This is a genomic window from Rhodoferax sp., assembly GCF_037143375.1.
Lineage (GTDB): Bacteria > Pseudomonadota > Gammaproteobacteria > Burkholderiales > Burkholderiaceae_C > Rhodoferax.
Genome location: NZ_JBAWYV010000015.1, coordinates 34,614 through 46,258 on the forward strand (window position 1 = coordinate 34,614; position 11,645 = coordinate 46,258).

9 protein-coding genes and 1 tRNA gene are annotated in these 11,645 nt (G+C 52.1%); 5 read left to right on the forward strand and 5 right to left on the reverse strand.

The window, feature by feature from the left end; genetic code table 11:
* Positions 1–41 precede the first annotated feature (41 nt).
* Both tsf and rpsB read right to left on the reverse strand, forming a co-directional pair.
* Positions 42–965, reverse strand: coding sequence for a translation elongation factor Ts (gene tsf / locus WCG50_RS04370; protein WP_336898349.1), 924 nt, complete (start codon positions 963–965; stop codon positions 42–44).
* Between the two features lie 86 nt (positions 966–1,051).
* Positions 1,052–1,804, reverse strand: a complete 753-nt coding sequence (rpsB, locus tag WCG50_RS04375) for a 30S ribosomal protein S2 (RefSeq protein ID WP_336898350.1) — start codon at positions 1,802–1,804, stop codon at positions 1,052–1,054.
* Between the two features lie 372 nt (positions 1,805–2,176).
* On the opposite strand from rpsB, the gene WCG50_RS04380 reads away from it, so the two are divergent.
* The 4 genes from WCG50_RS04380 to WCG50_RS04395 all read left to right on the forward strand — a co-directional run bounded on the left by WCG50_RS04380 (position 2,177) and on the right by WCG50_RS04395 (position 6,702).
* A complete protein-coding gene (locus WCG50_RS04380; protein WP_336898351.1) occupies positions 2,177–3,427 on the forward strand; it encodes an FAD-dependent oxidoreductase in 1,251 nt (416 codons plus the stop codon).
* Positions 3,428–3,488: 61 nt separating this feature from the next.
* Positions 3,489–4,331, forward strand: a complete 843-nt coding sequence (locus tag WCG50_RS04385) for an HDOD domain-containing protein (RefSeq protein ID WP_336898352.1) — start codon at positions 3,489–3,491, stop codon at positions 4,329–4,331.
* Between the two features lie 9 nt (positions 4,332–4,340).
* Positions 4,341–5,228: an MBL fold metallo-hydrolase gene (locus tag WCG50_RS04390; protein WP_336898353.1), complete on the forward strand. Its 888-nt coding sequence runs from the start codon at positions 4,341–4,343 to the stop codon at positions 5,226–5,228.
* 37 nt (positions 5,229–5,265) lie between these two features.
* Entirely contained in the window at positions 5,266–6,702 is a 1,437-nt protein-coding gene (locus WCG50_RS04395; protein ID WP_336898354.1) for an NAD(P)H-hydrate dehydratase, read from the forward strand.
* 52 nt (positions 6,703–6,754) lie between these two features.
* Here the strand turns inward: WCG50_RS04395 and rnr are convergent, their stop codons facing one another.
* The gene (gene rnr / locus WCG50_RS04400) at positions 6,755–9,031 is read right to left on the reverse strand and encodes a ribonuclease R (protein WP_336898355.1); all 2,277 of its coding nucleotides are present in this window, start codon (positions 9,029–9,031) and stop codon (positions 6,755–6,757) included.
* Positions 9,032–9,292: 261 nt separating this feature from the next.
* On the opposite strand from rnr, the gene WCG50_RS04405 reads away from it, so the two are divergent.
* Positions 9,293–9,379, forward strand: a tRNA-Leu gene (locus tag WCG50_RS04405).
* A gap of 154 nt (positions 9,380–9,533) precedes the next feature.
* On the opposite strand, the gene rimO is transcribed toward WCG50_RS04405, so the two are convergent.
* Together rimO and phaR are read right to left on the reverse strand one after the other, a co-directional pair.
* Positions 9,534–10,928: a 30S ribosomal protein S12 methylthiotransferase RimO gene (rimO, locus tag WCG50_RS04410; RefSeq protein WP_336898356.1), complete on the reverse strand. Its 1,395-nt coding sequence runs from the start codon at positions 10,926–10,928 to the stop codon at positions 9,534–9,536.
* 28 nt (positions 10,929–10,956) lie between these two features.
* Entirely contained in the window at positions 10,957–11,490 is a 534-nt protein-coding gene (gene phaR / locus WCG50_RS04415; RefSeq protein WP_336898357.1) for a polyhydroxyalkanoate synthesis repressor PhaR, read from the reverse strand.
* Positions 11,491–11,645 lie beyond the last annotated feature (155 nt).

Genomic DNA, 11,645 nt, shown 5'->3' on the forward strand with positions numbered 1-11,645 from the left:
ATTTGGATAGTTGGAAAACGCCTTGCGCTGTCTATTGAAAATTAACCAGCCTGCTGAGCAGCAGCGACTTGAGCGGCGACTTCTGCAGCGAAATCGTCAACCTTTTTCTCAATGCCTTCACCGACCACGTACAGGGTGAAACCCTTGACGGTTGTGCCGGCGGCCTTGAGCATTTGCTCAACCGTCAACTTGTCGTTTTTTACGAAAGACTGGTTAAACAGCGAAACTTCCTTGAGAAACTTCTGCACGCCGCCTTCGATACGCTTGGTAACGATTTCAGCGGATTGCACTGGCTTGCCAGCAGCAGTCGCCACCGATGCATCTTCAGCCGCTTTGGCGGCAGCCACGGAACGCTCTCTAGCGACCAATTCGGCAGGCACATCGGCGCTGGACAAAGCCACTGGCTTCATGGCGGCAACGTGCATGGCCACATCTTTGGCAGCCGTTTCGTCGCCTTCAAACTCGACCACCACGCCAATACGCGTGCCGTGCAAGTAAGCAGCCACCTTGGAATCGGTCCCAAAATGCTTGAAACGGCGGAAACTCATGTTCTCGCCGATCTTGCCGATCAAGCCTTTGCGCACATCTTCCAGTGTCGGGCCAAAGCCGTCTTGAGCGTAAGCCAAAGCGCCTAAAGCAGCGACATCAGCCGGGTTGTTCTTGGCAACCAGTTCAGCAGCGGCATTAGCGAGAGCCAGGAAGCTGTCGTTTTTAGTCACAAAATCGGTTTCGCAATTGACTTCAAGCAAAGCGCCCACGCCGTGAGCGATATAGCTGGTGACAACGCCTTCAGCCGTGATACGGCTAGCAGCCTTACCAGCCTTGCTACCCAACTTGACACGCAGCAGTTCTTCAGCTTTAGCCATGTCGCCTTCAGCTTCGGTCAATGCGCGTTTGCATTCCATCATGGGCGCGTCGGTTTTTCCACGCAGTTCAGCCACCATGCTTGCGGTAATTACAGCCATTTATATCTCCGTATTCAGTTCAATTATTTAAAAAAAGACTAAAAAAAAGGGGCACAGAAGCCCCCTTTTTTGGGGTCGTAGCTAACTTAAGCCGAAACTTCAGCCACTTCAACAAATTCGTCGGTGCTTTCAGCAACCATGGCCTTGACAACGTCGTCAACCATGTTGGAACGGCCTTCGATGATCGCGTCAGCAATACCGCGGGCATACAAAATCACAGCTTTAGATGAGTCATCGTTACCAGGAATGATGTAGTCAATGCCTTCTGGCGAGTGGTTGGTATCAACCACAGCAATCAAAGGAATACCCAATTTCTTGGCTTCAGCGATTGCGATTTTGTGGAAACCCACGTCGATCACAAAAATGGCATCTGGCAGAACTGTCATGTCTTGAATACCACCGATGTCACGCTCAAGCTTGGCGAGTTCACGGGCAAACATCAACTGTTCTTTTTTGCTCAAAGCATCAAGACCAGTTTCTAACTGAATCTTCATGTCTTTCAGACGCTTGATGGAGGTCTTGACCGTCTTGAAGTTGGTCAACATGCCGCCGAGCCAACGCTGGTCAACATAAGGAACGCCAGCGCGCTTGGCTTCTTCAGCGACGGTGTCGCGAGCTTGGCGCTTGGTGCCAACCATCAGAACCGTGCCGCGCTTGGCGGAGATTTGGGTCACAAACTTGGCAGCTTCCTGGAACATCGGCAGCGATTTTTCCAGGTTGATGATGTGAATTTTGTTGCGATGGCCGAAAATAAACGGGGCCATCTTGGGGTTCCAGAAGCGGGTTTGGTGGCCGAAATGGACACCGGCTTCGAGCATTTCGCGCATGGTAACTGACATATTTAACTCCAAAGGTTAGGTCTAAAATCCAGTTCTTTTTTGCATCTCCACAAGCATTTTAAATTACTTGCAAAGCTGCAACACCTTGATGAAACTGGTTTGCTGATTTCTTCACCAGACAGACAACAGCCTGTCTAGTAAAGCCAAAAATTATAACCCACCCCGCGTACTCCATGCTTTACGACCGTCACAAGACGCGGCACCTGATGTGCGACGAAATAATTCAGCAAAAAACAGGACTCGAATGGGCGATTACCAACAGAAAAATCCCCATGTGCGAGCATAGGAATAAATAATTGCTACTAATAAAATAGCTGCTTACGCTTATCAGACGAGGGCTAGAAGCTATTTTTACTTATAAAAAAGGGATTCATGAAGATTGCAGTCATTGGCGCCGGGATCATTGGCGTCACCACAGCCTACGAGTTAGCCTGTGATGGACACGATGTCACCGTGTTGGAACGGCGCACCGCCGTCGCCGAAGAATCCAGCTTTGCCAATGCCGGCATCTTGGCACCGGGTTGTTTGAGCGTCTGGACTGCGCCCGGGATGCCGACCCTGGTAGTCAAGCACTTGTTGAATAAGGCGTCCATCAAAATGGGGTTGCCATTTTCATGGCATGAAATGGCCTGGCAGTGGAAGCGCCATCTCGCCTGCAAACCGGAGATTTTTCAGACCAATCAGACGATCCTGCGAAATTTGGCGCTTTACAGCCGAGAACGGTTGCACCATATTACGGCGGATCTGAATCTGGAGTACGAACGCAGCGAGGGCAACTTGGTGCTTCTACGAACCGAGCGCGACAGTAAAAACGCTCAACCCGGCTTGCAGGTCTTGCGTGATGAGGGAGTCAGGTTCAAGGAATTGGGTGAGACTGAGGCCCGCAAGATTGAGATGGCCCTCAATCCGGACACGCCATTTTTTGGAGCAGTGCAATTACCCGACGATGAAGTTGGCAACTGTCGTCAGTTTGCCCACCTCCTCAAAAATGAGGCCCTGCGCCTGGGTGTCAAGTTTGACTTTAACGCGACCGTCACAAAAATTACGCCCACAAACGGTGTCACCCTGAGAATGGCCAACGAAACCACCCCCAGGCCATTTGATGCGGCAGTTTTGTGCACTGGACTGGACTCGGTTCGACTACTGGATCCTTTGGGCCTCAAAATTCCACTGGCTGCTGTTTATGGTTATTCGATCACGGCCAACCTGCGTGAACCGCTCAATGGTCCACGCAGTGCCGTGCTGGATGCTCATGACAAGGTGGCTATTTCGCGTTTGGGCAACCGCGTTCGGGTCTCGGGCGGCGCCGAAATCGGTGGAAATCCTGACAAAAAAAACACGGCGCTGATTCAAACGCTGTACAAGGTATTGCACACTTGGTTTCCCGGTGCCGCCCATTTATCAGGCGGTATTCAGGAGTGGAAAGGCGCTCGCCCCATGCTGCCTGATGGCTTACCCGTGGTGGGTGCCAGCGCGATGGCTGGACTGTGGCTCAATCTGGGACACGGCGCCCTTGGCTGGACACTGAGTTGCGGCTCAGCCCGGATTCTTGCTGACCAGATCTGTGGTCGTTCGCCTGACCTGAAAAACAGCGGTCTGGGCATAAGCCGCCTCAAAAGTTAAATTTATTCTGACCTAAAGCCTATTTATTTGACGCCGCAAAATTTGACAGACAATCCACGCCATGAGCCCCGAACTCTCTCAAAAATTGACCGCTGCAGTTGACGGCATGCCTGCATTTCCCAAAAGTGTTCAGAAAATTCTGGAACTGACCCGGGACGTCAATTGCTCGCCCAAAGATCTGGTTCAAGTGATCGATAAAGACCCGGTGGTGACGGTCAAGGTACTGCGGGTGGTCAACTCGGCCTACTACAGCTTGCCCAAGCAAATTACATCAATCAACCACGCGGTGGTTTATTTGGGCTTCAACACCATCAAGAACCTCGCCTTGAGTATTGCGGCTATTGGCATGTTGCCGGCCAACAATGAAGCCGGATTTGATGCTCAACAATATCTTCTGCACTCCCTTTCGACGGCGGGCATCGCAAAGAAGCTCGCGTTGCAATTGGATGATATCGACCCCATGGACTGTTTTATTGCAGGCCTTTTGCATGATTTCGGCAAAGTGGTTTTTGCGCAGTTCATGCCCAAGGAATTTAAAAAAGCGCTTCAGATCAGCCAGAGTAACAACAGTTCTTTGCACCTGGCGTTGCGCGAAGTCGTTGGCACTGACCACGCGGTGGTTGGCGCCATGTTGGTGGAAAAATGGCGTTTCCCCGCTGATCTGGTCGACACCATTCGCCATCAATACAGTCCAGAACTCAATGACACACCCATGGTTGCGTGTGTCTTTGCAGCCAACCAGATCAGTAAAAAACTGGGCTTCGGTTTTGGTGGCAACCCTTATATTGAAGGACTCACGCCCACTATTGCCAACCGACTCGGTGGTACGCTTGACGAGGTGATCGCGTCACTAGGAAACTTGGAGCCCTTGTTTGAGGAAGCCAAGATATTTTCAAAAGTTTGAGGACAAGGCATGAAAATCAGATTTTGGGGAGTGCGGGGCTCCATCGCGTCGCCGGGACCTAAAACAGTGCGCTACGGGGGCAACACCACCTGTATCGAAATTCGCACAGACAACAACGAGTTGATCATCATTGATGCGGGTACCGGCATTTTCCCTTTGTCTCAAACCCTTCTGGCTGAGATGCCAGTGACTGCCAATGTGCTCATCACTCATTCGCACTGGGACCACATACAGGGATTGCCCTTTTTCATCCCTAACTTCATCCCAGGTAACGCATTGCGACTACACGGTGCGTTTGACCCGGTATCAGGCAAAGGCGTGGAACAGGTGATGTCGGTGCAACTGCAATACAGCTACTTCCCGGTACGCGAAGCTGAAATGAAGGCGCGCATTGAATACATCACCCTGGCGCCCGAGCAAAGTATTCAAATCGGATCTGCCACAGTCACGCCCTTTCTGATGAACCACCCTGTCATCGACTTTGGTTACCGCATAGAAGCCAATGGCAAATCGGTGTTTTTTACCGGTGACCATGAACCGCCCCAAAACATCTACGAGCCCGGTGAAGAAGGCTATGACGAGTACCAAACCTTTGTCGATGAAAAAGCCGCCGACATCCGCCGTGCCATGAAGGGTGTGGATGTGCTGATCGCTGATTGTTCTTACACGGAACAGGAATATCCAGCCAAAAAAGGCTGGGGCCACGGCACCTTCCACACCAGTATTCAATACGCCAAAGAAGCGGGTGCCAAAGTGCTTTTTTGCACCCACCACGAACCCATGCGCAGCGACGACGCGCTGGATGCCGTATTTCAACAGGTGCTTGAAGACAACCCATCAAAAACGGGTGATCCGGAGTATCGATTGGCCCGAGAGGGCGACACCTTCGAGTTCTGATTTTTCCGAGGGTCTTATGCTGAAAATTGATTTTGGAATGCGTCAGACTTTGCAGGATGTGGCGGCCACTCGCCGCATTGAAGCGGCCACCCAGGCAACATTAGCACCCCACACCTTGATGCAACGCGCTGGGCTCGCCGTCGCACAATTGGCGTTGGCCATCGCACCCCATGCACGCTGCATTTGGCTGGCCTGCGGTCCTGGGAATAACGGAGGCGATGGTCTGGAAGCCGCCATGCACTTGCAGCGATGGGGCAAATCCACTGTGGTGACCTGGCTCGGAAGCGTTGAAAAGTCACCTGTAGATGCCGTCGCGTCTTACTGGCGCGCGGTGGAAGCAGGCGTCACTTTTTCAGAGGTCCCGCCTGCAAATTTCGATTTTTGCGTTGATGCTTTGCTGGGCATCGGCGCCCAGGCTCGTGAACCAGAGGCATTGATGGTCGAATGGATTACGCTAATGAACGCAGGAATGACGTCCCTGCTCGCCGTCGATATTCCAACGGGTTTGCAGGCCGACACCGGCCGTGCCTCTGAAAACTGCGTCAAAGCCACACACACCCTAAGCCTCCTCACCCTCAAACCCGGCCTGTTCACAGCAAATGGGCGAGACGCCGCTGGCACCCTCTGGCTCGACAATTTAGGTGAGGGTCATCCCCGCTTTGTCGATGAAGAAGCACCCACCGCTTGGCTATCCGGTGAACCGCTTTCAGCCTCCCGTCTGCACGCCTCGCACAAAGGCAGCTTTGGTGACGTCGCCATCATCGGCGGGGCTTTGGGCATGACCGGCGCGGCACTGCTGGCGGCAACAGCCGCCTTGAGTGCGGGCGCAGGTCGCGTTTTTGTCGGACTGCTCGATGGCGGCAAACTCACAGTCGATACCAGCCAACCCGAATTGATGTTCAGAACCCTCAATGACCTTGATTTTTCGGGCATGACAGTGGTCTTCGGCTGTGGGGGGGGACACGGGTTACACAATCTACTATCGAAGGTATTATCTTCACCATCCCCCGTTGTTATTGATGCAGATGCTATTAATGTAATAGCAGAAGATCAGCAACTCCAAACACTCCTGTCCGCCCGATCTCAACACGCCAAGATCACGGTACTGACTCCGCATCCCCTGGAAGCCGCGCGATTGCTGGGCATCACGGCGCAGGAGGTTCAAAGTGACCGACTGAATACGGCCCATCAACTGGTGCTGAAATTTGGCTGCACGGTGGTGCTCAAAGGGTCAGGAACGGTGATCGCAGCACCTGGTGAAATCCCCGCCATCAACCCGACTGGAAATGCCAGACTGGCCACTGCTGGCACCGGCGATGTGCTGGCGGGCATGGTGGGGGCGCGCTTGGCAACAGGCATGCCGGCTTTTCAGGCCGCAAGTCAGGCCGTCTACCGTCACGGGCAATTGGCAGACCAATGGCCTGCTGCCCTGCCTTTGACAGCAGGACGGTTATCCAGATCGCTATTAATTTAATAGCTACTAGCGCATACTGAACAAGCGCTAGAAGCCTATTTTCCTTAAACTACTATGAGCGACGCCGAGGTTTCTTACTTTTATCCTTGCCCTTGACTGCCACGGGTCGATCACCATTCTTCTGGGACTGTGAAGTGACTCTTGGCACCCGAGCCAGCGGCTCTGAAATTTTTCGTGGCGCACGCTTGGCAGCCGAGTTACCGGGCCTTTTATCCAAGTCAGCGAGATTCCCGCCCTCCCGCAAAGCGCCTTTGTCTTTCATAGCTCTGGAAGTCAGCGCCTCACCGTCCTGAATCAAACGGAAATCGATACGGCGACCATCCAGATCCACCCGGCTGACTTGCACCTGAACGCGTGTACCGATGGCATAACGCATTCCAGAACGCTCTCCGCGAAGTTCCTGGCGAGCTTCATCGAACCGGTAGTACTCACCTCCCAATTCGGTAATGTGAATCAGGCCTTCGACATACATGGCGTCCAGTGTGACGAACAGTCCGAAGCTGGTCACAGAGCTGACCACACCGGAATACTCTTCACCCAAGTGCTCATGCATGTATTTACATTTGAGCCAGGCCTCGACGTCACGGCTTGCCTCATCGGCGCGGCGCTCGTTAGCGCTGCAATGCATGCCGGCAGATTGCCAGGCCTGAGTTTCAGGACTCAGTTTTTTAGGTTTTTGCCCTGGCTCAGTTGCCTTGGCGGCCAAACCTTTTTCAAGCCGACGTGACAACTTGGCATGCGCTTCGCCCGGCGTGGGAAGCACCGGAAGTTGGTATTTGGTCTTGGCCAGAATGGCTTTGATGACCCGGTGCACCAGCAAATCCGGGTAACGCCGAATTGGGCTGGTGAAATGGGTGTAAGCATCAAACGCCAGACCGAAGTGGCCGTTATTAACGGGCGTGTAGATGGCCTGCTGCATCGAGCGCAACAGCATCGAATGAATTTGCTGCGCATCAGGCCGGTCTTTGGTGGCATTGGCAATGGCCTGGAACTCAGCCGTCGCGGGATCGTCGCTGATCGTTAATCCCAAACCGGTTACTTTGAGGTAATTTCGAAGAATCTCGATTTTCTCGGGCGTCGGGCCCTCATGCACCCGAAATAATCCGGCATGTTTGCTGTGGGCAATGAAGTCTGCACTGCAAACATTGGCCGCCAGCATCGCTTCTTCAATCAACTTGTGGGCATCATTGCGGGTGCGCGGCACGATTTTTTCAATTCGCCCGCCTTCATCGCAAACAATCTGCGTCTCGACCGTCTCGAAATCTACCGCACCGCGTCTAACGCGCGACTTGAGCAAGGCTCGGTAAACATCGTGCAGATTCAATAAATCTGCCACGCGGTCCTTGCGTTTGATCGCCTCAGGGCCATTCGTATTCGCCAAAATGGCGGCGACTTCGTTGTAGGTAAAGCGGGCGTGACTCCACATCACGGCCGGATAAAACTGGTAAGCAGACACTTCGCCATCTTCAGTCACAACCATGTCGCACACCATGCAGAGACGTTCGACCTCTGGGTTCAGTGAACACAAGCCATTAGAGAGCTTCTCCGGCAACATGGGAATCACCCGACGCGGAAAGTAAACACTGGTAGCGCGGTCATAGGCATCAATGTCGATGGCAGAACCGTTTTGCACGTAATGACTGACATCGGCAATCGCCACCAGCAAACGCCATCCGTTGACAGCAGCTTTGCCTCTGCCGATTTTTGTCGGCTCACAGTACACCGCATCATCAAAATCGCGGGCGTCTTCGCCGTCAATCGTGACCAGTGACACATCGGTCAAATCGACGCGGTGTTTTTTATCCAGAGGACGCACCTTGTCTGGCAAAGTGCGTGCCAAGGCAATGCAAGCGTCAGAGAACTCATGGGGAACACTGTATTTCCGCACGGCGATTTCAATCTCCATGCCGGGGTCATCGACCTCGCCCAAAATTTCTTTTACACGCCCAACCGGTTGACCATACAAGGCCGGCGCCTCCGTCAATTCAACAACGACTACTTGCCCCGGTTTGGCAGCGCCGGTGGCGGTCTTGGGAATAAGCACATCCTGCCCAAACCGTTTGTCCTCGGGGACAACGATCCAGATACCACTTTCCAGAAGCAACCGACCAATAATCGGCAGCTTGGGTCGCTCGATGATTTCAACCACCCTGCCCTCAGGCCGACCTTTGCGATCACTGCGCACAATGCGAACCAAGACGCGGTCCTTATGCAACACCGCACGCATTTCGTTGGGCGGCAAATAGATGTCGGACTCACCGTCATCACGGGACAAAAATCCATGGCCATCACGGTGACCTTGAACAGTGCCTTCAACTTCATCCAGCAAGCCGCTGGTTTGGCTAATATTTTTAATAAAAAAACCTTTTTTCTTAAATGCTCAAGTAGCAAGATGAGAAACCGAGCTAGCGCAGCGCAATAGCTCTGATTGAAATAACAAAACTAATATTCGCAAGATAAACGAATAATGTAGGTGAGATAAATGACGAAGAAATGTTGCTAGAAACAAAATTTGAAAGTTGAAGACAACATGAATTCATCATCATTGGATGCCGTTTGTCGCGGGTAGCTGTGATATAGTAGCACCTGTGCCCAGATGGCGAAATTGGTAGACGCACCAGCTTCAGGTGCTGGCGCCTGCAAGGGCGTGGAAGTTCGAGTCTTCTTCTGGGCACCAAAAATAGATGAGCCCCATGTAAGTTTTACATGGGGCTTTTTCTTTGTCTGCTCAAAATATGCAAAAAAGAAATAACTCCAATGCCGTTGCGGAGATCCGAGTTACGGGATCTCTGCAACGAGGCATTTGTAATCACTATCAACCAGATTTTTTATTAAAACGGTTGCGCAACCAGGTCATGACCCTGTGCTCCTACTATGCGGGCTTTTGTGAACTCGCCGACCTTCAGCGTCTTGCTTATTTTTTCTGGGGGCAGCAATTTCACGATGCCGTCAATCTCTGGCGCATCGGCATAGGATCGACCCAACCCGCCCTTTTTGCCCATTCCTGGTGCCGAATCAACCAGCACCTGCATGGTGGCACCGATTCGTTGCTGAAGTTTGGCCACAGAAACGGCCTCCGCAACCGCCATGAACCGGGCGCGTCGTTCTTCACGCAACTCGATCGGCAACATGCCAGGAATGTCATTAGCCGCAGCACCTTGCACCGGGCTATAGGCAAAACATCCAGCGCGGTCAATTTTCGCTTCGCGCATGAAATCCAGCAGGTGTGAAAACTCTGCTTCGGTTTCCCCAGGAAAACCCGCTATGAAAGTACTTCGCACAACGATATCAGGGCAAGCTACACGCCAAGATTGAATACGCTCAAGATTTTTTTCACCACTGGCGGGGCGCTTCATACGCTTGAGCACATCCGGGTGACTGTGTTGCAGGGGAACATCTAGATAAGGCAACACTTTGCCCGTGGCCATCAGCGGAATTATTTCATCCACACTTGGGTATGGATAGACATAGTGCAAGCGCACCCAGGCACCGTAAGGCTCGGCCATATCTCCAAGCGCTTGTACCAATTCCAGCATGCGCGTCTTGATTGGCTTCCCATCCCAGAACCCAGTCCGGTACTTGACGTCCACGCCATAAGCAGAAGTATCTTGGCTGATCACCAGCAACTCCTTGACGCCACCCTCAAACAGCGCTCGAGCTTCCTTTAAAACATCTCCAATCGGACGTGATACCAAATCTCCCCGCATGGAAGGAATAATGCAAAACGTGCAACGGTGATTACAGCCTTCACTGATTTTTATATAAGCGTAATGTCTTGGCGTGAGCTTGATACCGGCAACGCCAAATGCGTTAGGCACCAAATCCAAAAATGGATCATGCGGCTTGGGCAAATGAAGATGCACTGCGTCCATCACATCTTGCGTGGCTTGCGGACCCGTCACAGCCAGAACGCTAGGGTGCATCTTTCGCACCAGATTGCCACCTCCATCAGCAGCTTTGGCACCGAGGCATCCGGTGACGATAACTTTGCCATTGGCTGCCAAGGCTTCACCAATGGTGTCCAGGCTCTCCTTGACGGCATCATCGATGAAGCCACAGGTGTTGACGATTACCAGATCAGCACCCTGAAAAGTCTTTGATGTTTGGTAACCCTCAGCACTCAGTTGCGTCAAAATCAACTCAGAATCGGTCAGTGCCTTGGCGCATCCAAGACTGACAAATCCTACTTTGGGTGCGGTGTTGCTCTTAGTCATTAATTCATTCATTTAGTGATGGCAGCCGCAGCTGCACTTTTCAGCGTTTGATTCCGAAGGCCCCGAACATTTGGCCGGTCTGCTTTTGCATCTGCTCCTGCATTTGCTGCAAGATGTTTTTGGATTGATCCAGATTTCCGCCCATCATGCCCTGCAACACTGGAGATTGCATGGCCACAAACTGGGTCCACATTTCAGGCGTTAAACCTTTGGACTGTTCCGCGAATTTGGTTTGAACATCCATCAAGGATTGAATATTCTTCTCAAGATAACCACCCATCATTCCTTGCATGGCATGGCCATAAAAACGAATCACACTGGCAAGTACGGGTGCCGTAAACATGGGAGAACCATTGGCTTCTTCTTCAAGAATTATTTGAAGAAGGATGCTGCGCGTGAGGTCCTCGCCGGTTTTAACGTCGAGGACAACAAAAGGCTCACTGTCCATCACCAAATGCTTAACTTCAGCCAAGGTAATGTAAGTTGAGGTATCCGTGTCATACAAACGACGATTAGGATATTTTTTGATGATTCGCTGAGGAATTTTTGAGTCAGCGGATTTTGCGTTTTGCATATGGACTCCTTTGGCCAAAATCGACCCTAAACAGACAGCATTGCACAGCAACACATTTTAGGGATCGAACTAACACAAAGTTCCAAGCTTTCCCTGAGATGATGAAGACTGGTCATCTTCATCCGAGAAAGTTGGTAGGCGCAATTGGACTCGAA

Bases quoted from the DNA above. Each gene is read 5' to 3' on its own strand.
- tsf (WP_336898349.1), bottom strand. From the start codon at position 965: ATGGCTGTAATTACCGCAAGCATGGTGGCTGAACTGCGTGGAAAAACC.
- rpsB (WP_336898350.1), bottom strand. From the start codon at position 1,804: ATGTCAGTTACCATGCGCGAAATGCTCGAAGCCGGTGTCCATTTCGGC.
- WCG50_RS04380 (WP_336898351.1), top strand. From the start codon at position 2,177: ATGAAGATTGCAGTCATTGGCGCCGGGATCATTGGCGTCACCACAGCC.
- WCG50_RS04385 (WP_336898352.1), top strand. From the start codon at position 3,489: ATGAGCCCCGAACTCTCTCAAAAATTGACCGCTGCAGTTGACGGCATG.
- WCG50_RS04390 (WP_336898353.1), top strand. From the start codon at position 4,341: ATGAAAATCAGATTTTGGGGAGTGCGGGGCTCCATCGCGTCGCCGGGA.
- WCG50_RS04395 (WP_336898354.1), top strand. From the start codon at position 5,266: ATGCGTCAGACTTTGCAGGATGTGGCGGCCACTCGCCGCATTGAAGCG.
- rimO (WP_336898356.1), bottom strand. From the start codon at position 10,928: ATGAATGAATTAATGACTAAGAGCAACACCGCACCCAAAGTAGGATTT.
- phaR (WP_336898357.1), bottom strand. From the start codon at position 11,490: ATGCAAAACGCAAAATCCGCTGACTCAAAAATTCCTCAGCGAATCATC.